The following is a 22,303-nucleotide window of genomic DNA, read 5'->3' on the forward strand; positions in this document are numbered from 1 at the left end:
CCTGACAGGCAGCAGAAAGACTGCAGAATTTGCATGGAAGTGCGCGAGGCTGCATCCGCAGACTTGCGGTTTAGTGGGTGAATTCCGGTAGAATGCGCCCCTTCACAGACAGGTACGCGAGTCTCATGAAAACCACCTTCCTGGATTTTGAGCAGCCAATTGCCGAACTCGAGGCAAAGATCGAAGAACTGCGGTTTGTGCAGGACGATTCGGCTGTCGATATCTCCGAAGAGATTTCGCGGCTAGCCGGCAAGAGCCAGCAGCTTACCAAGGACATCTACGCCAACCTGACCCCATGGCAGGTGGCACAGATCGCCCGGCATCCGCAACGTCCGTACACGCTGGACTATGTGCGGGAGATCTTCACCGACTTCCACGAACTGCACGGTGACCGCAACTTTGCCGACGATCTCTCCATCGTGGGCGGCCTGGCCCGCTTCAACGGGCAGGCGTGCATGGTGATCGGTCACCAGAAGGGGCGCGATACCAAAGAGCGCGCGATGCGCAACTTTGGCATGCCCAAGCCCGAGGGCTACCGCAAGGCCAAGCGCCTGATGGAGCTGGCCGACAAGTTCGGCCTGCCGATCTTCACCTTCGTTGACACGCCGGGTGCATTCCCCGGCATCGACGCGGAAGAGCGTGGCCAGTCCGAAGCCATCGGTCACAATCTCTACGTGATGGCCGGCCTCAAGGTGCCCCTGATTGCCACCATCATCGGCGAAGGCGGCTCCGGCGGCGCGCTGGCGATAGCCGTGGGTGACGTGGTGCAGATGCTGCAGTTTGCCACCTACGCCGTGATCTCGCCGGAAGGCTGCGCTTCCATCCTGTGGAAGACCGCCGAGAAGGCACCCGAAGCCGCCGAAGCACTCGGCCTGACCGCGCACCGCCTCAAGGCGCTTGGCCTGATCGACAAGATCGTCAGCGAGCCGCTGGGCGGCGCGCACCGCGACGTCAAGGGCATGGCCGCCATGCTCAAGCGTTCGCTGGCGGATTCGCTGCGCCAGTTCCAGGGCATGAGCGTGAAGGAGTTGCAGGCTCGTCGCAACGAGCGTCTGCTGTCCTATGGCAAGTTCAAGGAAACCGGCGCACCGGGCTGACCCGTCCGCCGGCTTGACCGACAAGGTCGCACAGGCACTTCAGGCCGGTGCGGCCTTTGTTGTTTCTGGCCATGGCGCACGGGCAGGCACGGTGGCGGTGGCGCTTTCCGGCGGACGCGATTCGGTAGCGCTGCTGCACGCGTTGCGTGCGGCGGTGGCGTCGTCGTCTCTGCCGCTGCGCGTGGTGGGGCTGCATGTGCACCACGGGCTGCAGGCGCAGGCTGACGAGTGGGACGTCTTCTGCGCGTCGCTGTGCCGCGACTGGCAACTGCCGTTCTACAGCCGCCGCGTCACGGTGAACCAGCAGCATGGCGAAGGGCTCGAGGCGGCCGCGCGCCGCGCGCGCTATGCAGCGCTGGAGGCCATGTGCGATGAGGCCGGGGCGGAACTGCTGCTGTTCGCGCATCACCTGGACGACCAGGTCGAGACCGTGTTGTTGCGCCTGTTTCGCGGTAGCGGGCTGGCCGGGCTGGGCGGCATGCCGCGCCTGCGCCGGCTCGGGGCGCGGCAGCAGATCGTGCTGCTGCGGCCCTGGCTTGACGTGGCGCGCGACGACATCGATGCCTACTGTGCCGCCCATGCGCTCGCATGGATCGACGATCCCTCCAACGACGACCCCCGTTTCGCCCGCAACGCGCTGAGAGGACAGATGCCGGCGCTGGTCGCGGCGTTTCCCGCCTTGCGCGCCAACGTGGCACAGGCTGCCGCCCATCTGGCGCAGGCCGGCGAATTGCTCGACGGGCTCGCCATGCAGCTGATGGCCGGGCTGGTGCGCCCGCCGCGCGATGCCGGCACCATTGCGGAACTCGATCTTGCGGGCCTGCGCGCGCTTTCGCCCGCGCAGGCCGACACCGTGCTGCGCCTGTGGTTGCGCGACCTCGGCACGCAGGCCCCTTCCACCGCGCGCTTGTCCGCCATGCGCGCGCAATTGATCGAGCACGAAGGCGGGGAGCCAGCCATCCATCACGAGGCGCTGGTGCTGCATCGTTTCCAGGGGCGCGTGCTGGCCCGGCACGCCGGGCCAGCGATCGCTTCGGGCGATCTCGCGCTAGCCTGGCAGGGTGAGGCAAGCCTGGCGGTGCCGGCGTGGCATGGCGAACTGCGCTTTACGCGCGACGACACCTATGGCTTGCCCGAAGCCGCATTGCGGCAACCCCTGCGGCTGGCGGCACGGCAGGGCGGCGAACGCATCGTGCTGCGTCCGGGCGGCCCGGCGCGCGCACTCAAGCAAGCCTATCAGGAGGCCGGCGTGCCGATGGCGCGGCGCGCGCGGCTCCCCCTGCTGTGGGCGGGCGGTCAACTCGTGTTCGCGGCCGGGCTGGGCATGCACCGGCGCTGGCCGGGTGCGCCCGCATCGCCACGCTGGCGCATCGAATGGGTGGAGTGGACGAGGGCGTAACCGCGGCCTGAATAGGCGGTGCAAGCGGACGCCGGATCGCATCGATGCGGCGCGAAAAATACGCACGCGAGCCGTGCGCGCCACTTCCGCCGGGCGCGTGTCATCATGCGATGCCTTGCTTCGCGCCGCCTCTTCGTGTATTTTCAGAGGTTTTGCACAATCGCTGGCGTCGATAAATAGATGGCTCTCATCGTTCACAAATACGGCGGCACTTCGATGGGTTCTCCGGAACGCATCAAGAATGTCGCCAAGCGCGTTGCCAAATGGCATCGCGCCGGTCACCGCGTAGTCGTGGTGCCTTCGGCCATGTCCGGCGAAACCAATCGCCTGCTTGGTCTTGCCAAGGAAATTTCGGCGCAGCCGAGCCCGCGTGAGCTGGATATGCTGGCCGCGACCGGCGAGCAGGCCAGTTCGGCCCTGCTGGCCATCGCGCTGCAAGGCGAGGGCGTCGACGCGATCAGCTACACCGGCTGGCAAGTGCCGGTGAAGACCGACTCGTCCCACACCAAGGCCCGCATCGAATCGATCGACGACGAGCGCATCCTGGCCGATCTCGACGCCGGGCGTGTGGTCGTCATCACGGGTTTCCAGGGCATCGATGGCTACGGCAATATCACCACCCTCGGCCGTGGTGGTTCGGATACCTCGGCAGTGGCCATCGCCGCCGCCATCGAGGCTGACGAATGCCTGATCTACACCGACGTGGACGGCGTCTACACCACCGATCCGCGCGTGGTCGAAGACGCCCGCCGCCTGGACCAGATCACCTTCGAGGAAATGCTGGAAATGGCCAGCCTGGGTTCCAAGGTGCTGCAGATCCGTTCGGTGGAGTTCGCCGGCAAGTACCGCGTGAAGACCCGCGTGCTGTCGTCGCTGACCGACCCCCTGATGCCCCTCGAGCAAGAAATGCACTCGGGCACGCTGATCACTTTTGAGGAAGAGTCTGAAATGGAAGCAGCCGTCATCTCCGGCATTGCCTTTGCCCGTGACGAGGCGAAGATCACCGTCCTGGGCGTGCCCGACAAGCCCGGCATCGCGTACCAGATCCTGGGCCCCGTGGCCGACGCCAACATCGACGTCGACATGATCATCCAGAACCAGTCCGTCGATGGCAAGACCGACTTCACCTTCACCGTGCCGCGCGGCGAATACCAGCGCGCGCTGGCCATCCTGAACGATGGCGTGAAGGCGCATATCGGCGCTGCCAGCGTCTCCGGCGACCCCAAGGTGTCGAAGGTCTCGGTGGTCGGCGTGGGCATGCGCTCGCACGTCGGCATCGCCAGCAAGATGTTCCGCACGCTGTCCGAAGAAGGCATCAACATCCAGATGATCTCCACTTCGGAAATCAAGATCTCGGTGCTGATCGACGAGAAGTACATGGAGCTCGCGGTGCGCGCGCTGCATAAGGTGTTCGAGCTGGATCAGGCGTGATCCATGCGGGACAGGCCGCGTGCGGCTTGTCCAACTGTTGGTCCAACTATCGGTAGTAAAAAATTTTTTAATTAGTTATCGAATCGTCGTTGACCAATTGAAATCTGACCGATAGAATACGCGCTTCGTTGTGTGGCCTCCCTCACGCAACGGCAGGTTTGGGAGACGTGGCCGAGAGGTCGAAGGCACTCCCCTGCTAAGGGAGCATCCGGGCCAAAACCTGGATCGAGGGTTCGAATCCCTCCGTCTCCGCCAGCAATGGCGGCAGAACCCCGGAAGATTGCGGTCTTCCGGGGTTTTGTTTTTTGTGGCGGGTTCCATCGGTACACTATGCCGCGCAGGTGTTACACCCGTACCTGTAGAGAGCCCGTGGCTACCAACATCCAGAAGCGCGGCAGCGTCTACTACTTTCGCCGCAAAATTCCCCTGGAACTCTCATAGGCGTTGCCGGAAGGCTGATCCCCGTCACCACTGGCGCGGTACCTGCGCCTAAGCGAGTCACTGAGGCAGCCGGGCTGCACATCGCGGACGAGTACGCAGAGGAAGCCGCCGAAGAAGACGCGGACAAGCTGATGCGCGTTACTGGCAGCGTAGAAGCGTCGCAGAGCCGAGGCAGGGCACGGAACTATCTCCCGCAGAAAAGGCCGCCATGGCGCTTGTTATGGAATGCCAACGCTATGTCCCGACAGATCGCACCAACACCAGAATAGCGGGCTGGCGAACGGCCGCTCCCTGGTCTTGAAACGACGTTCGCTCGCCTTGCGACGCGAGGGACGCGGTGGAAGGGAGGGGGGCCAGAATGCCATTGGCGGCGATCGGCGACATGTGCTTCATCTTCGCCCTGATCAGCACGGCGCGCCGCCCCTTCGCGAGGGCGTATCCGGAGCCGCCTGTCACTGCAAGAGCGGGAATCAGCAGGAAGACCCACGGTATCGCGAGCGCGCCGGCGACCGGGTGGATGATCCTGAGCACAGTATTTCTCCCGGCGCATCTTGGCTACGCAATGCAGATGCCGGGAACTGCGATCTTCTCGAACAGATGCGGGGTGGCTACGGCCGAGGATGGATAGGCCGGGAGTTTCGCCTGGAACTCGGGATGGGTGAAGGCAGCCCGAAAATTGGCCGTCGATTCCCAGACGGCATAGTTCAGATACGCCGGATTGTCTCCGAGCGCGCGGTGAAGCTGGGTCGAGATGAAGCCCGGCTGCCGCCTCATGAATGCCGCATCGTCCTGCCATGCCCGGAGGAAGCCCTGCTCGTCCGCCTGGTCCATCATGAAGATATTCACCAGCACAACCGGGGAAGCTTCGACTGCGATCTGGCGCTCGATTGGAAAGGCGGGGTCAAGTGCTCGAATCAGTGGCATGGCAGTCTCCGTTGGCATACAGCTAGCTGAGGTGATGGTGATGCAAGCCTAGGATATTGACATCATGATGTCAATATAGTTATATGGAACCAAATACGACACATGGTGCTGCATGCGCGAGACCAAGCGAACCCCGGCCGGAGCTGCCGTGACTGATCTCATTCTCGATCTATTCCGGCTTAACAACCGGATGCTTGTTGCAGGCGACCGGCTGGTCGCCGAACTAGGCCTGACGAGCGCGCGCTGGCAGGTGCTTGGCACCATTGTCGCGGCGAGCCAGCCGCAACCGGTAGCGTGGTATGCCCGCGATATGGGTGCCAGCCGCCAGAATGTCCAGCGCATTGTTAACGACTTGGCCGGCGAGGGTTTCGTCAGCCTGGAGCCGAATCCGCACCATCGGCGAGCGCCGCTCGTCGTGCTTACGGACAAGGGGAAGCAGGCGTTCGATGCTGCGATGCGCCTGCAAGCGCCATGGATCAATAGGCTCTCAGAGGGGCTTCAGGTCGAAGACATCGAGACGACATGCAGCGTGATGACGGCACTGCGCCGCAAGCTCGAAGGAGAAGGAAGTGCCGATGATGGGGAGCGATAGCCCACGACCGCGGGCAATCCCGCCGGGTGAGTTCGGATGCGGAAGTCCGCACTGACCGACAAAGCGACGATGGCCGCCCCCGCCTTCGTTCGTTGCAACGAACGCGCTGAGTGTGTGCGGCACGCTGATTTTCCCTGGTCCGTCCGGACCTACTTCGTCGCCCGTTCGCGTAGTAGCAGCGTCTGGATCGCGACGCCGATCGGCCCCATCTCGTCATAGAGGCGTGACATCGTGATACCAGTCCCGCTGCCATGCACCTCTGTACCGGACAAAAGCCCGATCCACTCCCCGACGGGCTCACGATGCAGATGCAGGCTAAGGTCAGCATTGGCAAACAGATAGCGACTCGCCGGAAGCACCCAGCTCAGCCCATTGCCGAAATCGGACGCGGCAGCAGCACGCATGGCGGGAGATGTCGGCGCTCCCTGCACGATCGGAACCGTGAGCCTGAACCAGGCCGCGCTGGGGCCGGCTTGCGAAGGGTCGCCTTGTGCGACGCGTGTCTCCATGGCCGATTGATAGAAGGATCTTCCTTCGGGCAAGCCTGGGATGCGCACGCTGTCATTGCAGTTTGCCGGCAACGGTTCAAGCCGCGTGGGCGACCAGCCGGCAGGCAGGTCACCAGGCAGCGTCAGTTGCTCGCCACGCAGCAACAGGGCATGTCCGCGGGCAACCAGAAGGTCTCCGGCAAGCAGGTCGATAGTGATACGTGATGTGGCTCGCGACGACTGGAGGTTGCATCTCGTTGTCAGTGGGGCAATCGGAACTGGCTTGATCAGTTCGACACTCAAGCGCGCAAGGCGCCAGCCAGGCTCCGTAACCGCGCTTTCGGCCGCATGCGCCAACAACGCGCATGGCGCCCCTCCGTGCTGGGAACGCGCGTCCCATGGACCGCGTGAGAGCTCTGTTGGCAACCATGTGTCGCCTTGTCGTTCGTAGACAGCCGATGAACTGTCACTTAATGCTGAGATCGCTTGCGTCATGGTGTGCTCCAAATCGAATCGTGGGCGGCCGTGGCTGCTCAACTGTAAATTGGATGGCCCGGCGCATGCTGAGGCAGATTCTTTCGTAGAGAATCCTTGCGCCGTTTCTCGTCTTGAAGGCTATCAAGGGCGGAGAGATCATTCCGCGTGCAAAGTCGTTCCGCGTGAGTTGATAGTCGCCATTAGCGAGCCGGAGGCACGATCAGCAGCGTTGAAGTTCCGTGTGCCAGGACGCGGCCATCGGTGTCCAGGACCCGCGCCTCGGCGGTGACGATTTGGCGCCCCTGGCTGACAACTTTCGCATCGGCGCGGACACGGCCGGTATCTGGCCTGATCGGCCGGGAGAAGTTGCCCTTGGTTTCGACGGTGGTGTAGCTGGTCCCCGCAGGCAGCAAGGAATGGGCAGCGCAGGCAGCCACACTGTCGATCAGGGTCAACGCCCAGCCGCCATGCACTGTGCCCATCGGATTCAGCAAGTGCGGCGCGGGTTCGCCTTCGAAAGCGGCAAAGCCGTCGCCGACCTCAACGAGCCAGAAGTCCAGTGCCTGCGAGATCGGCGCCTGCGGCAGTTGGCCGTCAATGATTGCCTGAAGTAACACTTTGCCACTCATTCCAGCGATTTCTTCCAGGCCGGCCACGCCAAAGCGATAGTTTTTCATGTCTCTGTTCGCTATTGAAATTATATGTAGATGCAATAAATGCAGATGCATATAATAGAAACATGAACAGGAAAACACAAGCACCAAGAACATTGCGCGCGGACGCCGCTGATGCGCTCGAGTCGGATCTTGGCTGGCTCTCGCGCCTGGTGGCGCGGCGCATTACTAGCAAGCTGGATGCCGCATTGCTGCCATCTGGTTTGTCCAATACCCAGTTTGGGCTGATGTGCCTGATCGCGTCCGCGCCGGATGACACGCTGGGGGCGCTTGCGCTTCACGCCGGACTGAATCAATCCACCATGTCCCGAAACGTGGATCAACTCGCCGGGGCTGGCTTGGTGGAAGTCGTGAGCGCAGAGAGTGACCGCCGGCGACGCGCAGTCTGGCTGACCGAAGAGGGGGCGTTTCGCCTCCAGCAGGCCCTTGCGTTTTGGTCGCCGGCGAACCGCGAACTGTCTGCGAGTCTGGGGCCGGACCTACTTGGCCTGCTCGGCAAGGCGGCAGACAAGCTAGGCGACTAGGCCGCGCTGGCAAGACGTGACATTCGGCGGACCGGGAGCGGACGGCAGATCGGCCTTTGCTGCCGCTCAGCGTGCCAATTGCGAACCGCCACTACGCCAGCGATAGCGAGGCGCGGGTAAGTCCCGTGGCGACGGCGAGTGAACTGAATCCCGGCAGGATTCGAAGGGCCATGTTCGAGCCAGTGCGACGGCGCCAAGCGCCGACGCAGCCGGGGGCGCACAGGCGGTCGCCGAAGCCAGCGATCGCCTGATCGAGCAGATATTCCTCTGGGCGGCTGCAAGATAGCGGCTCAAGAAAAGCGGTCGCTCAGCACCTGCGCCGTCAGTTCCCGGCCCTTCCAGAACATGTGATGGATGCGCTCGGCGTACTTGTGCAGCGTATCCGGGTCAATGTCATCGAAGGTCATTACCACGGATGGCCGCGTCCCATCGCCAGGCACCTGCTCTATGACAGCGCAGGGTGGTAGACCGTACTTTTCGAGAAGCGCACGGACTTCGTCGTCAGCGGTGTTGGGTTCGATATTCGTCAGCAGTAGACGTGACATGATTACCTCTTGCTTCGATACAACGGGCAATGTCCACTATGTGCCGTTGGCTGGGTTAGCCTGATATCTGGCAACTGCCAAATCCAGGGTGATGAACATCCGGTCACGGCCGAGCGTCTCTCCCAGCGGGGAGCGTCGAACCATCGCCAGCACGTCGGGATTCATGCCGACCAGCCAGAGCAGGACACCGTCTTCCTCACGCAGTTCTTTCTCCGCATCGATCAGCATATGGAGCGCGGTGTACTCGAGGTCCGAAACGCCTGCCAGATCCAGGGCCAAAATCTTCGGCCTGACCTTGGCAACCAGAGGCCTCAACTTATGCCCGATGCGCCGCGCATTCGCAAAGTAGACTCTTCCTTCCGGCCTCAGCATCAGCAAGCCGGGGATGGCCTCGTCTTGCGGATGTTCATCCGACCGCGGGCGGATCACATTGGTGTCGGGCTTGCGGACGAGCACGTAGACGGGTGGGTCTGATGTCTGGTACGCCAGGGCTAGCAGCGACACGATGATGGCGATGACGATCCCCTGCAGCGTGCCAAGAGCAACAACGCCGGCCATCGCAATCAGCGCCCAACTGAACTCGGTGCGCCGTATGCTCAGAATCGCGCGAAATTCGGCGGGCTTGATCAGGGTCACGGAGTACACGATGACCACTGCGGCCAGTGTGGCCTCCGGCATCAGTCCCACTACTGGTGCGAGCACCAGCATGGTCCCGAGGGACGCCAGGGCGGTCACCAGTCCGGCCATTTGCGAGCGTGCGCCAGAAATGCGGTTGACGGCGGTTTGCGTGGTGCCCCCGCCGGCTGCCATGGCACCGAGGAAGGCGCCGCCCAGGTTTGCGAGTCCCGTGGCCAGCAGTTCGCGATTTGCCGCTGGCGGCGGCTCCCCGCTTTGCGCGAATGCGCGTCCGGCGGCAATGCTCTCGGTAAAACTCATCAGCGCGACGCCAAGCGCCCCGGGCCATAGCCGCTGCATCATATCCACATCGGGCAGGGTCACGGGCGGAAGGCTGGTCGGGACTTTGCCGACGATGGCCACGCCGTAGTCGGGGAGGTTCAGCAGCGTCACGCCGGCGATGCCTGCGGCCACGGCAATCAAAGGCGCGGGCAAGCGCGGCAGCCAATGCTCCATGGACAGCAGGATGCCGACCATGGCGATACCCACAGCCGCGGTCGCCAGCGACGCGTGCGGAATGCCTTGCGCGATGGCCAGGAGATTATGGAAGAACGATCCCTTCTGAATATGCATGCCGAGCAGCTTCGGAATCTGGTCCAGCACGATGACGAGGCCGATCCCCGCCTTGAATCCAACGAGCACGGGCTCGGAGATGAAGTCGGCGACAAAGCCCAGGCGGAGCAGCCACCCGGCGAGGAGCATGGCGCCGACCAGGAACGTTAGCGTTGCCGAAGCCGTGATCAGGGTTGCCGGGCCGGGGTGCGGGCCCAGGCTGCCGAATGCCGCAGCAACCAGGATCGCGAGCGTTGTCGTCGTGCTGACGCTGAGCGTGCGCGAACTGCCGAGCAGGGCGTAGATCAGCATGGGCGCGAAGGCGGTATAGAGCCCCACCTGAACAGGCAGGCCGGCAATGGTGGCATAGGCGAGCGCCTTGGGGATGACTACCGCCGCAACCGTGAGTCCGGCAATCATGTCCGGTGCAACCCACTCCTTCCGATAGCCTTGCAGCCACCAGCGCATACGGCTGACGTGGATGTTGCGGCGCCCGTCTGGCGCTTCCTGCTGCATGGCTGCCTCCCTCCCGGTTTCGGTTCTGATGAGGGAACCTAGAATTTCTCGGGAACGCGCTTGTATGGGTAGTCCGGCTCCACGTAGCCTTCCGGCTTTTGCCGCGCGGGCAGCGACACCTCCTTGCGCGGCATGGCTTCATAGGGAATCTTGTGGAGTATGTCGCTGATGATGTTGAGGCGGGCGCGCTCCTTGACATCGGAATTGGCCAGATACCATGGGGCGATTGCGGTGTCGGTAGCCCGGAACATGGCGTCACGGGCGCGAGAGTAGTCATACCAGCGGCTGTAGGACTTCAGGTCCATGTCGGACAGCTTCCACACCTTGCGTCCGTCGTGGATGCGCGCTTCCAGCCTGCGAGTCTGTTCCTCGTGGCTGACTTCCAGCCAGTACTTGAACAACATCACTCCAGAGTGGACGATGGCCTGCTCGACCAACGGAACGGCCCTGAGAAAGCTCTCCACCTGTTCCTCGGTACAGAACCCCATGACGCGCTCCACGCCCGCCCGGTTGTACCAGCTACGATCGAAGATCACCACTTCTCCCGCGGCCGGCAGGTGGGGCAGGTAGCGTTGCACGTACATCTGACTCTTCTCGCGTTCCGTGGGTGCCGGCAATGCCACCACGCGGAACACGCGCGGGCTCACACGCTCGGTCAGGGCCTTGATGGTTCCCCCTTTGCCAGCGCCGTCGCGGCCTTCAAAAATGATGCAGATCTTGGCGCCCGTCTGAACCACCCATTCCTGGAGCCTGACCAGTTCTACGTGCAAGAGGAGCAGGGCCTTTCTGTATTTTTTATATGACAAAGGCTTTCTCTGATCACCCTGCTCAGGCTTTTCGCGCCTGGTTTTTTCCTTCTCCTTTGGCATGGTCGTCTCCTTCCGGTGTGTGCGCATCCTTGCATGAGGAGCCACTTACAGTTTCGTCGTCCATGGGGAGAGAGTCAAATCACCGGCCATTACATGGACGACGCAGTGCACCCATGGAGCAAACCATGGCAAGGCAAACCGGCGGACGGCTTGGAGCGTGAGCAGTTCCCAAAATGCACCGCGAATAGCCCCGGGCTGCCTTGCCGCTACCGCGTATCCACGGCCGTCATCCTTGAAATCACACGCCGCGCTGCCGTGCGTCAGCACTCGGGCATGTGGGGGACGAAACGTTCATGTTTGACGACGCCGCCTCTGGCAAGGATGGCCGTACCCTCTGGAATCTCCTCCCATGCGCCGGCGAGGTCGACCACGGGTTCCGAAAGCACCAGGATGGCATCGTCGCCCGCTTCGGCAATGTGCGAATTCTCAGGGTAGAGTTCGCGTAAATGACGAACGCATGTACTGTGGAAGAGCGAGCGCGAATCAGCTTCGCTGGAGTAGCGCGCTGCTACGATCTGTTCTCCGTCGCTCGCGCAGACCGTCATGTTCAGCGGGTACTCGACGCCATGGCGGTGGCCAACGTTCTCGATCAGGCCCACCATCTGTTCCAGCGCCGCGCGCGGATCGCGTTCAAGCCCGAACGTGAGGGCGAGAAAGAACATGACTTCCGAGTCGGTGGAACCTTCGATCCAGCGGAACAACTCAGGCGCAATGGTCATCATCAGCTCCCGCCTGACCGTCGGATAGTCCCGTATCAGTCCATTGTGGGCAAACAGCCAGCGACCATAGCGAAAGGGGTGGCAGTTGGTTTCCTGCGCCGGCGTGTCGGTCGCCGCACGGATATGCGCGACAAACAACGAGGCCCGGATAGCGCGGGCCGCCTCGCGCAGGTTCGTGTCATTCCACGCGGGATGCACGCAGCGATAGCGGAACGGAACTTCCGAGTGGTGGCCATACCAGCCCATCCCGAACCCGTCCCCGTTAGTCGTGGTGTGCCCGAGCCGTGAGCGCAGGCTCTGGTCGATCAAGGAATGCTCGGCCCGGAACAGCACGGTCTCGAGTTGGATCGGATTGCCCGAGTACGCCAGCCACCGACACATGATGCCTCTCCTCAACGCGTATCCATGCGGAAGCACTTCTGTCAGGCGGCCGATCGCTCGTCCTGCGCCCGCCAGATCGCTATTTGAAGTTTTAGGACAGTGCGCCGCCTCAGGCAATGAGGCAAGCGGCGATTCCCGAAACTGCGGCGTCGCGAGAGGATATATGGCGTGCAACGCGCATTGGCGCTCCGCGCTGAAGTGGCACATGTGCCATTTGCGTCAATCTTTCCACGTAGCCGGGATCAAAGCCATGCTGGCGGGACGCCAATGCGTTCACATCACAAGGTGCAGGCGCCGGCCATCGCTCAGCGCGGCCTGAGTTCAACCGGCGCATCGGCCAGGTAGCCGCCGCCAAGTGCCTTGGCCAGGGCAATCTCCTGGCTGATCTTCTGGCCGTTGACGTTGAGCAGCGCAATCTGCTCGGCAATCAGCGGCTGGCGCGCCTCCATGGCCAGGAACCGGCTGCCGAGTCCGCGCTGGTAGCGGGCCTCGGCGCTGTCCCGGACGAAGGAAACCGACTGGACCTTCCGCCGCTGCAGTTCCGCTTCGGTGTCGAGGTCCTGCAGGCGGGTGCCGGTGATGGCGACATCCCGCACCGCATTTAGCACCGCCTGGTTGTATTGTGCGATGAGCGTGTTGCTCGTCGTGCGCGTGCCGCCCAGGTTTGCGTTGAGCCGCCCGCCGTCGAAGATCGGCAGGTACAGGCCGGGAATCAGGTTGATCTGCTGGCTGGCGTGGGTGAACAGATCCGCCAGGTGCAGGGCATTGAAGCCGAAGAAGGCGCGGATGTCGAAGCTCGGATAGAACGCCGCCCTGGCCGCGTCGATCCGGTCGAACGACGCTTGCACGTACCAGCGCAGGGCCTGCAGGTCGGGGCGCCGCGCCAGCAGTTCGTACGACAGCGTGGCCGGTACGCCCGACGTGGACTGGGGCAGGGGAACGGGGTGGATCTCCGGCAGGTCATCCGGTCCCGCGCCGATCAGGGCCCGCAACGATTCGCGCAATTGCCTGACCGTGCCCCGCGCCGCGACAAGCTGCCGTTCCAGGGCCAGTTGCTGCGCTTGCGCTTCCTCGACGAATGTGCGCGATTCCAGGCCGCGCGCGGCACGTGCCTGGTGTGTCTGCACCGAGAAGGCGGCGACCTGCCGCGATTGTTCCAGCAGTTCGATCAACTGGTGGCTGGTCTGGATGCCATAGTACAACTGCGCCACATCGGCCGACAGTTCAAGCTCCACCGCATACGCTTCGGCCAGGCGGGCATTGTTGATGCCCATCGAAGCCGCCACCTGCGCCCGGTGCAAGCCCCAGAGATCGATGTTCAGGCTGGCACCCACGCCGACGATGCCCTCGGTGTACCAGGGACCGTCGAGTCCCAGGGCCGGCACGTTCATCGCGAACGGCCCGAGGAAGCCGTTCGCTGAAACGTGCTCGCGATCGATCGCCCCGAACGCCACGGCCTGCAGCCTCGAACCGGACTTGACCAGTTCGACGTCGGTCCTGGCCTGGGCCACGCGCCTGCGTGCCACCACCATGGTGGGGGCGTCCGCCAGGGCCCGTTCGATCAGCGCGTCGAGCTGCGCGTCGCCGTAGCGCGTCCACCAGCGCGTTTCGGGCCAGCCATCGCGGGCCAGGTGCATATCGTCCGCCAGGCGGATCTGCTCAAGGGGAATTTCCGGTGAGGGAACCCCGTTTTCGTGGATCAGGGCGCAGCCGCCCAGCGCATACAGGAGCGCGGCGGCCAGCCAAGCCGCGGGGCGGCGCGGCCAGGCGCGGGGTGGCTTGCGTTCAGCCGGCATCATGGGACTCGCGAAGCATCGCCGGGGACGGCGCCGCCGCAGCCTGCCAGTCCGGAAGGACGCAGAGCTGGCGCACCAGGTGCCGCATGGCCGCGACGACAGGCGCCGCAAGGGGTGCGTCGCCAAGCGCCGGGATCTCGATGGGCGGCGGTGTACTGGCGGAGGGTGGGTTGGCAACCAGCGCGTCCGCATAGTGGCTGAGCCGCGCGGCGGTTTGCGCCTGAAAGGCGCGCGCCGCGTCGTAGGCCGTACTGCCCAGGCGGCCATCGGTGGCCTCCAGTGCATTATGAAGTGCATTGCCGGCCAGCATGATCTCACGCCCCTGCGCCAGGACTTCCTGGGCGCGCAGCGTGAGCGGCGCCTGCTCTCCTTCCTGCCAGCCCGGCTCGAGCGCAACGCGCGCCAGCGTATCCTCGCAATCGGACAGCACGGCCCAGGTCTGCAGCTGTAGCTGCGCGTAGGCCAGGTGCCCGGGAGGAATTGCGGCGCCAGTTCCTGCCTGCGCCAGCAGCTTGCCAACCGAACGCAGCATGGTGGCCAGCTTTTGCCGCAGGGCTTCCCCTTCCGCCTCCGGCCACAGTGACAGCTGGATAAAGGTGGAAATGCCAACCCCGAGCAGGATGCCGACCACGCGGTCCCGGATTTCCGTGAGGTTCGCGGAGGGGCCGAACTGCTCAAGCAGCGCAAGCGAAAAGGTGAAGAGGATCTGGGTCCCGGCGTAGCCGATGCGCTCCGATCCGGCCGCGATCCACGCGGCGAGCGCGACCACCGGCAGCGTCATCAGCAGCAGGCCGGCGATGCTGTCGAGATGCGGGATGACGAACACCACCATGATCAAGGCCAGCGCGCTGCCGCCCAGTGCGCCGCCGACGCGCAGCAGCGCGCGCTGCATCGACGCGCCAAGGCTGGGCAGGGCAATGATTACGCAGGTCAGCATGATGGTGTGGATGCCTTGCCAGTCGGCCGCGGTGTAGAAGACATAGCAGATCAGCACGGCGAGCAGGGTCTTGAGCGCGAACCGTACGTACGTCGGATTGGTCAGGGCGTCCGGCACCACCATCGGCGGCTCTTCCGGCGCCTTGCCGGGCGCGCGGGTGGCCGTGTCCGCATCGGCGAACGCCACCAGCGCCCGCTGCATCTCTTGCGCGGCGGCGGGCAGCGGCGCGGCACCCCCTTGGCCGGGCGTGGCAAGTGGGGCGGGCCGGTATGGCTGGTCCGCGATGACCGATGCATCCAGCGCCTGGCAGTCGGCGCGCAGTTGCCGCAACGCTCCGAGCTGCGCAGCCGAAGCGTTCGGCAGATAGTCCGGCAGTTCGCCCGCTGCACGATACAGCCGCGACACCGTAGCGATGCAGGCTAACTGATGCGCCTTGTCTTGCCGATAGTGCGCATCGCGCATGGTGGCGAACTTGAGCAGTTTTTGCAGCGTCAACGCACCTTGCTGGATCGCCATTGATGTGATTGGTTCCGCCATTGACGTGCCGTCGGTCAGCCGGGCCAGATGCGCGTCGACAGCACCCAGTTGCCGGTGGACTTCCGCCTTCAATTGCCGCTGCGGCTCCGCGGGTAGCAACAGCGTATTGATCAGCAGTGTCAGCGCGATCGGATAGTTCACGGCGACCCACACCCACAGCACGGCGCGGATCAGCAATTCTGCTTCGCCGGTGCGGTCAACGAAGGTCTGCACGTAGATCACCACGATCGCGACGATGAAGAAAACGATGCCGATCTTCAGCACGCGCATGAGGTACACGCTGGCGAAGAACAGCAGGCTGGCGACCACGATGCGCAGCAAGGGAAAGTCGAAGGTCAGCTTGAGCAGCAGTATCGAAACGCCGATGGCGAGTGTGGATCCTACGATGAACATCACGCCCACCAGCCGGGTGACCACCACGTTCGCTTGCGTGACGTAGAACACGACGAGCAGCGAGAGCGCGAGGGAGGGCACCTGGAGCGCCATCGAGACGACGATGACAATGGCGCTGGTCAGCATGCAGCGCAGCAAGATGTTGACGCGTCCCGGATACGGCGCGAGCTGGGCGCGCAGGAACGCCGCCGCCTGCAGCAGGCTGTCCGGTACGAGCGTGCCCGGGCTCATGGCGGTGCCTTAACGACGCCCGTCGGGGTTGCCAGCCTCGGGGTGCAGGATGGCCACCGCCGAAGTGCCGACCCGGAACAGATCCGGATTGGGATTGTCGACGCGGATCTTGACCGGGAAGCGCTGGGCCACGTGCACCCAGTTGAGGCTGCGCTGGATGCGCGGCAGCCCGCCGGGCAGGGCCAGGCCGCCTTCGTCCGGCGCCACGCCATAGCTGATCGAATCGACCGTGCCGCGAAAATGCTGGCTGGTGTCGCTCATCAGGTAGACGGTGGCCGGCGTGCCGGCCCGCATGCCTTTCAGCTCCGTTTCCCGGAAGTTCGCCACCACGTACCAGTGGCGCGTATCGATCAGCGTGAACACCGGCTTGAGCGCGGAAGCGAACTGGCCGGTCGATGTCTTCAGCGCCGCCACCCGGCCGTCGAACGGTGCCCGCACGGTGGCAAATTCCAGATGCAGTTCGGCCAGCGAGATTTCAGCCAGGACCACCGCGCGTTGCGCAACCAGCGCGTCCACTCCGCTGACCGCCGCCGCCGCCTGCTGCGCCTGCAATTGCACCGCATTGAGCTCGGCCTGGGTGGCACGCTGCGCGGTGCGGGCGCGGTCGACGTCTTCCGCCGACACATAGCCTTGCGGCAAAAGCGGCTCGGTGCGGTGCAGGGTATCGGTTGCCTGGGTGGCGGCTGCCCGGGCGCGTTCGACCGCCGCCCGTACGGATTGCGCGTTGTACTGCTGCGCATTGACCGTGCGCTGCGTCAGCATGATCTGCTGGTCAAGCGCGGCCAGCGAAGCCTTGGCCCGGGTCAGCGCATCCTGGTAGGGACGTGGATCGATCTGGAGCAGCAGGTCGCCTTGTTTCACCGCCTGGTTGTCGCGCACGGCGAGCAGGACGATGCGCCCGTTGACTTCCGGCACCACGTCGATCGCGTCGGCGTAGACATAGGCATCGTCGGTGCGCGGCGAGCGGTCCAGCATCCAGATCACCAGAATCAGCAGCGCCAGCGTGATCAGGACCAGTACGATGGCCGGCCACGCCTTCTTTTTCTTGTTGTCCGTTGTCGTCATGTTCATCCGCCCAGGCGGGTCAAGGTTGGAACAGGATCAGCCAGGCAACGAGGGAAAACAGGGTGACGAGTGTTGGATAGGCCAGGGCCGGAGGGCCGAGCCAGTATCCGGACCGGCTGCGCTCCAGCAGCAGGTAACAGGCGATGGCAAGCGCAACGCCAGCGATGATGCAGAACATCCAGTCGGGAAAATACGCGCCGAGCACGCTGAGGGAGGGCGATCTTGCACATCCCCCAAGCGCGGGGGCGACAACGGCAGCAACACCGATCACTCTCATGGAGTCTCCCATTGTTCAGCGCTGCGTGTGGCTACCGGCATGCGTCGACACGTTGTGCAGATCGCCTTTATGCACCGGCTTCGGCTGCTCATTTTGCACGATCCGCATAGCCAATGGAAGAATTTGCTCCGGGACTGGCCCTGTCTGCGCCGCCGGCCGGCAAATTTGGCAAGCGGTCTTCGATGGTCTACATTGCAGGCATTTCCATGCGCTGGTTCTCATTCCTGGCGCGGAGCGTTCATGCCAAAGGCCCGGTCCGTGCGCTGAAGCTGCGCGCCATGGGCCCGTATCATGAAGTTGCGAATAAGTGACTTTGCGAGCCTGTATCGATCGGGCGAGGCCGGGCGCCAGGGCAAGATCAAGCCGGGCGGCGCGCCGGCCACCACATGAGTCCAAAGCCCTGGGAGGGTTTCATGAGCACGGTCTCCATACTCCTCTCGGCTTTTATCCTTTCCGTGGTCGGCCTGCTCGTGTTTATCCTCAGCGTACGGTACGGCTTGCTTGACGGTTCCGCGAACGCGGCAGCGGTGATTTTCGCGCCCGGGGAAATCGGCAGGGCGGAGGAGCCCTCGGTCACCGGCCAGCAGCGCACGGCATTGCAGGAGGTCGCAACCCGCACCGAGTTGCAGGCGCCGTCTCCCACGCTGGCCGCGGAACTGGCGGCCAGGGCGGAAGCGGACCGCTCGTCTTCCATGGTGGTCTTCGTTTTCCTGTGTTGCGCCATGGTCTGGCTGCTGGTGGCGTCGCTGGCCGGGCTGACGGCTTCGCTCAAGCTGCACCTGCCTGATGCGCTCGCCTCGCAGGCCTGGCTGTCCTTCGGGCGCATCCGCACCGTCCACCTGAATGCCGTGGCGTATGGCTGGGCGCCGATGGCCGGGCTGGGCATTGCGCTCTTTGTCTTGCCGCGCGTGCTGAGGACCCGCCTGGTTGGCGCCAACTACGCGCTGCTGGGCGCCATGATGTGGAACGCCGGCGTGGTTGCCGGCCTGGGCAGCATTGCCGTCGGTCTGTCCGACGGCCTCGAATGGCTGGAGATCCCCTGGCAGATCGGCATCGTGTTCGCCGTGGGCGGCGCCTTGATCGGCATGCCGCTGGTACTCACGTTGTTGGCCAGCCGCGTCAGCCATTTGTATGTCTCGGTCTGGTACATGGGATGCGCGCTGTTCTGGTTCCCGGTCCTGTACCTGGTGGCCAAGGTGCCCTACGTGCATTTCGGCGTCGAGCAGGCAACCATGAACTGGTGGTTTGGGCACAGCGTGCTGGGCTTGTTCTATACGCCGCTTGCCCTGGCATCGATCTATTATTTCCTGCCCAAGATCATTGGCCGGCCGATCCAGTCGTACGGCCTGTCGCTGCTCGGTTTCTGGACGCTGGCGTTCTTCTATGGGCAGGTCGGCGGCCACCATCTGGTGGGGGGGCCGGTTCCCGGCTGGATGGTCACGCTGTCCATCGTGCAGAGCATGATGATGCTGATCCCGGTTGTGGCGTTCTCGGTGAACCTGCACCAGACCATGCGCGGCCACTTCAAGGCGCTGCTGTATTCGCCCACGCTGCGCTTCGTGACCCTCGGCGGCATGATGTACACGCTGAGTTCGTTCCAGGGCTCGTTCGAAGCCCTGCGCAGCATCAACGTCATCACGCATTTCACGCACTACACGGTCGCCCATGCCCACCTGGGGCTCTACGCGTTCGTGAGCTTCGTATTCTTTGGCTCGATCTATTTCATCGTGCCGCGTGTCACGCAGCGAGAGTGGCCGTACCCGAGCCTGATCGCGGCGCATTTCTGGTGTGCCGCAGCCGGTATCGCGATTTACTTCATCGCCCTGACCATCGCAGGCACCCTGCAGGGGCTGGCCATGCTGGATGCCTCGCGGCCGTTCATGGATTCGGTCACGCTGACGGTGCCTTACCTGCAGGCCCGCTCGCTGGGGGGCGGCCTGATGGTTCTGGGGCACCTCTGTTTTATCGCCAACTTCGTCTGTGTCATCCTGGGGTTGGGGCCGAACCGCGACAAGCCCGCCATGTTCCCGCTTGCCGACCTGAACAAGACAGGAGCCAGTTCATGAGGAACGTCACCCTGATGATCGGTGCTGGCATGGCCATGCTGGCGGTGGCCACCAGCGCGCTGGTGGTGGTGCCGTACCTGCAACTGCAGTACGTCAAGCCTGCTCCCGGCCTGAAACCTTATACGTCGGCGGAACTTCGGGGCCGGCAGGTCTATATCAGCAATGGCTGCATCTACTGCCATTCGCAGCAGCCGCGGGATCCGTCGTTCGCGCCCGACGTGAAGCGCGGGTGGGGCAGGGCATCGGTGGCGGCGGACTATTACTACGATCACCCGCACTTGCTTGGCACGATGCGCACCGGGCCCGACCTGTTCAATATCGGCGCGCGCCAGCCCAGCGCGGACTGGCATCTCGGGCACCTCTACCAGCCGCGCGCCTACGTTGCACAGAGCATCATGCCGAGCTATCCCTACCTGTTCGATGTCAAGGCAGCTGCTGATCCGGGCGAACGCGTGGTGACGCTGCCGGCGGGGGCCGCTCCGGTTGGCAAGGTGGTGGTGGCAACGCCCGAGGCGCTCGACCTGGTTGCCTACCTGAAGGCGCTCGACCACACGTATGCTGCCTTGCCCGCGCCGGAAGATGCGGCCTCCAAGGCAGGCAAATAGCCGTTTCACGCGCCGCTTGACGGAACCCGATGCCATGCCAGACAACCAGCCACCCTCCCAGCCCTCGCCGCAGGAGCAGCGGGAGTACGCCGACCCCGGCGAAGGGCAGACGCCGATTCCACGCAGCATCGTGGTGCTGGTGGCGGCGCTGATCCTGTGGGGCATCTACTACATCTCCAGGGCACCGATCAATATCCCCTCCGAGCTCGGCGACGGCCGCACCGTCGGCGCGCTGCAAGGCCAGAAGGCGGCCAGCGGCGGCGCGGCGGACGGCGCGGCAGTGTTTGCTGCGCGCTGCGCCGCCTGCCATCAGGCTACCGGCCAGGGCCTGCCCGGGGTGTTCCCGCCGCTGGCCGCTTCCGAGTGGGTGCAGGGCAAGGCCGAGACCGCGGTGGCGATCGTGCTGCATGGCATCACCGGGCAACTGACGGTCAAGGGCAGCGCGTTCAACGGCGCCATGCCGCCCTTCGGCACGCAGCTCAGCGACGCGGAAATCGCCGCCGTGCTGAGCTACGCAAGAAGCCAATGGGGCAACGCCGCGCCCGCTGTGACGGCGGACCTGGTCGCCCAGGTTCGCACCGCCACCAAGGACAGGGCGGCCCCCTTCGATGGCGACAAGGAACTCGCTCCGCTGAAGTAGCGACAGGGAAGGTAGTCAAGGCAGCGATGGCCACGGACTCTCGAACTTCGCGCCGCCCGCCCAGCCTGTGGGCCGCGGGCCTGGGTTGCCTGGCGTTGTGCCTCGGCTTCGCGGCGGCGCTCGCCTGGCTCACGTGGGGCATGCGGGTGTGGACGCTGGATGACCGGCGCAGCGCCATGGCCATGGCGGGAAAACTGGTGGCGCCGCCGCTGGCGATGCGCGACACGCATGGCGACCGGTTCACGCCCTGGACGCCGGCATCCCGCTCCGGTCAGGTCTACCTGGTGGATTTCGTCTATACCCGCTGTGCCACCGTGTGCGCCGCGCTCGGGCCGGCATTCTTCCGGCTCCAGCAGGATATTCAGGCGCAGGGGCTGGCAGACCGGGTCGGGCTCTTGTCCATCTCCATCGACCCCGCCCATGATGAGACGCGACGCCTGGCTGCCTATGGCGCGCAGCAACGCGCCGACCCCGGCATCTGGCGGATCAGCGCGCCCGTGGCGCCTGCCGCGCAAGCGGCCCTGTTGCGCTCGCTCGATGTGGTGGTGATACCGGACGGACCGGGCGGATATATCCACAACGCCGAAATCCACCTGATTGACGGGCGCGGCGTGGTGCTCGGCCTGTACGACTACCAGTCGTTCGACCAGGCGCTGGTCGCGGCGCGGCGGGCGGCGCGATGAAGCCGGCTGCCGGTGTCGCGGCCCTGCCCGCGCCGCGCCCGCGACGCGAGTGGGCGTTGTGGTGCCTGCTCTGCCTGCCCGGTGTTCTGTTGCTGGCGCCGGTCCGCCAGGCCATCGAAGCCAGCATGGCACTGCAGATGCTGGCGGAGTTTCCCGTTCTCCTGGCCTTGGGCTTCGTCGCTTCCGTTCTGGCCGCTCGCCGGCATGACGGCAGTCGCGCAGTCGAAGCCCTGATGCGCATGGGCCTGGCGCCGTTGCTCTGCTTCTCGCTCTGCCTGATGTTCTGGATGGTGCCGCTGGCGCTGGACCTGGCGCGGCTCGATGCAGGCGTCAACGCAGCCAAGTACATATCGCTGCTTTTCGCCGGAGCCGCGCTACAGCACGGCCTGAGGCGGGCGCCAGCGGCAGTGCTGGTGTTTTTCGCCGGCAATCTTGTATGGACGCTGGCCACGGTGGGCATGCTGTTCCATGACACCCAGAGCCGACTCTGTGCCAACTACCTGCTGGCGGATCAGTGGCTCGCGGGGAACGGGCTCATTGCCTATGCCGTCGCGGTTGCCGTCGGGCTGGTCTTGCACCTGCGGCGACTGCCCGGCTTTGGCTTTTCTCCGCGGGCCGGCTCGCACGAGGGGGAGGAGCAATAAGCCGCCGGCGCGCGGAGGTGGTTTTTTTAAGGCACTGACGACGCCTTGCCGGGGAGGGCGGCCACGCACCGTCTGTTTTTGTTGAGGCAGCGCCGATGTTGGATCTAGGCCATCGGGCACAGGCT

General features: G+C 64.4%; 23 protein-coding genes and 1 tRNA gene. 12 read left to right on the top strand and 12 right to left on the bottom strand.

What is annotated here, in order from left to right; all coding sequences use genetic code 11:
• The first annotated feature begins 125 nt into the window (after positions 1–125).
• The 4 genes from ACZY0R_RS22110 to ACZY0R_RS22125 all read left to right on the top strand — a co-directional run bounded on the left by ACZY0R_RS22110 (position 126) and on the right by ACZY0R_RS22125 (position 4,182).
• Positions 126–1,097, top strand: coding sequence for an acetyl-CoA carboxylase carboxyltransferase subunit alpha (locus tag ACZY0R_RS22110; RefSeq protein WP_488861211.1), 972 nt, complete (start codon positions 126–128; stop codon positions 1,095–1,097).
• On the top strand, positions 1,063–2,496 hold the full coding sequence (tilS, locus tag ACZY0R_RS22115) for a tRNA lysidine(34) synthetase TilS (RefSeq protein WP_488861213.1): 1,434 nt from the start codon (positions 1,063–1,065) through the stop codon (positions 2,494–2,496). Before ACZY0R_RS22110 ends, tilS begins: the two co-directional genes overlap by 35 nt.
• A 180-nt stretch (positions 2,497–2,676) precedes the next feature.
• Positions 2,677–3,927, top strand: coding sequence for an aspartate kinase (locus tag ACZY0R_RS22120; RefSeq protein WP_045238019.1), 1,251 nt, complete (start codon positions 2,677–2,679; stop codon positions 3,925–3,927).
• 161 nt (positions 3,928–4,088) lie between these two features.
• Positions 4,089–4,182 (top strand) — tRNA-Ser (locus ACZY0R_RS22125).
• A gap of 420 nt (positions 4,183–4,602) precedes the next feature.
• Here the strand turns inward: ACZY0R_RS22125 and ACZY0R_RS22130 are convergent.
• Entirely contained in the window at positions 4,603–4,899 is a 297-nt protein-coding gene (locus ACZY0R_RS22130) for a hypothetical protein (protein ID WP_488861215.1), read from the bottom strand.
• A gap of 24 nt (positions 4,900–4,923) precedes the next feature.
• On the bottom strand, positions 4,924–5,292 hold the full coding sequence (locus ACZY0R_RS22135; RefSeq protein WP_488861217.1) for an antibiotic biosynthesis monooxygenase family protein: 369 nt from the start codon (positions 5,290–5,292) through the stop codon (positions 4,924–4,926).
• A gap of 148 nt (positions 5,293–5,440) precedes the next feature.
• On the opposite strand from ACZY0R_RS22135, the gene ACZY0R_RS22140 reads away from it, so the two are divergent.
• The gene (locus ACZY0R_RS22140) at positions 5,441–5,884 is read left to right on the top strand and encodes a MarR family winged helix-turn-helix transcriptional regulator (protein ID WP_488861219.1); all 444 of its coding nucleotides are present in this window, start codon (positions 5,441–5,443) and stop codon (positions 5,882–5,884) included.
• A 149-nt stretch (positions 5,885–6,033) separates the two neighbouring features.
• On the opposite strand, the gene ACZY0R_RS22145 is transcribed toward ACZY0R_RS22140, so the two are convergent.
• Positions 6,034–6,867, bottom strand: coding sequence for a thioesterase family protein (locus tag ACZY0R_RS22145; RefSeq protein ID WP_488861221.1), 834 nt, complete (start codon positions 6,865–6,867; stop codon positions 6,034–6,036).
• Between the two features lie 182 nt (positions 6,868–7,049).
• Positions 7,050–7,577: a PaaI family thioesterase gene (locus ACZY0R_RS22150; protein ID WP_488861223.1), complete on the bottom strand. Its 528-nt coding sequence runs from the start codon at positions 7,575–7,577 to the stop codon at positions 7,050–7,052.
• Between the two features lie 11 nt (positions 7,578–7,588).
• On the opposite strand from ACZY0R_RS22150, the gene ACZY0R_RS22155 reads away from it, so the two are divergent.
• Positions 7,589–8,047, top strand: coding sequence for a MarR family winged helix-turn-helix transcriptional regulator (locus tag ACZY0R_RS22155; RefSeq protein ID WP_488861225.1), 459 nt, complete (start codon positions 7,589–7,591; stop codon positions 8,045–8,047).
• 290 nt (positions 8,048–8,337) lie between these two features.
• Here the strand turns inward: ACZY0R_RS22155 and ACZY0R_RS22160 are convergent, their stop codons facing one another.
• From ACZY0R_RS22160 to ACZY0R_RS22195, 8 genes are all read right to left on the bottom strand, one after another.
• Complete coding sequence (locus ACZY0R_RS22160; RefSeq protein ID WP_488861227.1) at positions 8,338–8,592, bottom strand: RNA-binding protein; 255 nt, start codon at positions 8,590–8,592, stop codon at positions 8,338–8,340.
• Between the two features lie 36 nt (positions 8,593–8,628).
• Positions 8,629–10,335, bottom strand: a complete 1,707-nt coding sequence (locus ACZY0R_RS22165) for a SulP family inorganic anion transporter (protein ID WP_488861229.1) — start codon at positions 10,333–10,335, stop codon at positions 8,629–8,631.
• A 38-nt stretch (positions 10,336–10,373) separates the two neighbouring features.
• Positions 10,374–11,204 (bottom strand): polyphosphate kinase 2, encoded by an 831-nt coding sequence (gene ppk2 / locus ACZY0R_RS22170; protein WP_488861231.1) that lies wholly within the window; start codon positions 11,202–11,204, stop codon positions 10,374–10,376.
• Between the two features lie 260 nt (positions 11,205–11,464).
• Positions 11,465–12,304 (bottom strand): class II glutamine amidotransferase, encoded by an 840-nt coding sequence (locus ACZY0R_RS22175; protein ID WP_488861233.1) that lies wholly within the window; start codon positions 12,302–12,304, stop codon positions 11,465–11,467.
• 305 nt (positions 12,305–12,609) lie between these two features.
• Positions 12,610–14,103, bottom strand: a complete 1,494-nt coding sequence (locus ACZY0R_RS22180) for an MdtP family multidrug efflux transporter outer membrane subunit (RefSeq protein ID WP_488861235.1) — start codon at positions 14,101–14,103, stop codon at positions 12,610–12,612.
• A complete protein-coding gene (locus ACZY0R_RS22185) occupies positions 14,090–16,198 on the bottom strand; it encodes an FUSC family protein (protein ID WP_488861237.1) in 2,109 nt (702 codons plus the stop codon). The genes ACZY0R_RS22180 and ACZY0R_RS22185 overlap by 14 nt, the downstream gene beginning before the upstream one ends.
• Positions 16,199–16,207: 9 nt before the next feature.
• The gene (gene mdtN, locus ACZY0R_RS22190) at positions 16,208–17,263 is read right to left on the bottom strand and encodes a multidrug transporter subunit MdtN (RefSeq protein WP_488861238.1); all 1,056 of its coding nucleotides are present in this window, start codon (positions 17,261–17,263) and stop codon (positions 16,208–16,210) included.
• Positions 17,264–17,282: 19 nt separating this feature from the next.
• Positions 17,283–17,540, bottom strand: a complete 258-nt coding sequence (locus tag ACZY0R_RS22195) for a YtcA family lipoprotein (RefSeq protein WP_045239049.1) — start codon at positions 17,538–17,540, stop codon at positions 17,283–17,285.
• A gap of 113 nt (positions 17,541–17,653) precedes the next feature.
• On the opposite strand from ACZY0R_RS22195, the gene ACZY0R_RS22200 reads away from it, so the two are divergent.
• The 6 genes from ACZY0R_RS22200 (at position 17,654) to ACZY0R_RS22225 (ending at position 22,178) form a co-directional block, all read left to right on the top strand.
• A complete protein-coding gene (locus ACZY0R_RS22200) occupies positions 17,654–17,851 on the top strand; it encodes a hypothetical protein (protein ID WP_488861241.1) in 198 nt (65 codons plus the stop codon).
• Positions 17,852–17,953: 102 nt separating this feature from the next.
• Positions 17,954–19,606: a cbb3-type cytochrome c oxidase subunit I gene (locus ACZY0R_RS22205; protein WP_488861243.1), complete on the top strand. Its 1,653-nt coding sequence runs from the start codon at positions 17,954–17,956 to the stop codon at positions 19,604–19,606.
• On the top strand, positions 19,603–20,211 hold the full coding sequence (locus ACZY0R_RS22210; RefSeq protein WP_488861245.1) for a cbb3-type cytochrome c oxidase subunit II: 609 nt from the start codon (positions 19,603–19,605) through the stop codon (positions 20,209–20,211). Before ACZY0R_RS22205 ends, ACZY0R_RS22210 begins: the two co-directional genes overlap by 4 nt.
• Before the next feature lie 34 nt (positions 20,212–20,245).
• Positions 20,246–20,851: a c-type cytochrome gene (locus tag ACZY0R_RS22215; protein ID WP_488861247.1), complete on the top strand. Its 606-nt coding sequence runs from the start codon at positions 20,246–20,248 to the stop codon at positions 20,849–20,851.
• 26 nt (positions 20,852–20,877) lie between these two features.
• A complete protein-coding gene (locus tag ACZY0R_RS22220; protein WP_488861249.1) occupies positions 20,878–21,534 on the top strand; it encodes an SCO family protein in 657 nt (218 codons plus the stop codon).
• A complete protein-coding gene (locus ACZY0R_RS22225) occupies positions 21,531–22,178 on the top strand; it encodes a hypothetical protein (RefSeq protein WP_488861251.1) in 648 nt (215 codons plus the stop codon). The genes ACZY0R_RS22220 and ACZY0R_RS22225 overlap by 4 nt, the downstream gene beginning before the upstream one ends.
• The last annotated feature ends 125 nt before the right edge of the window (positions 22,179–22,303 follow it).

It is taken from the genome of Cupriavidus sp. F041 (assembly GCF_057814235.1).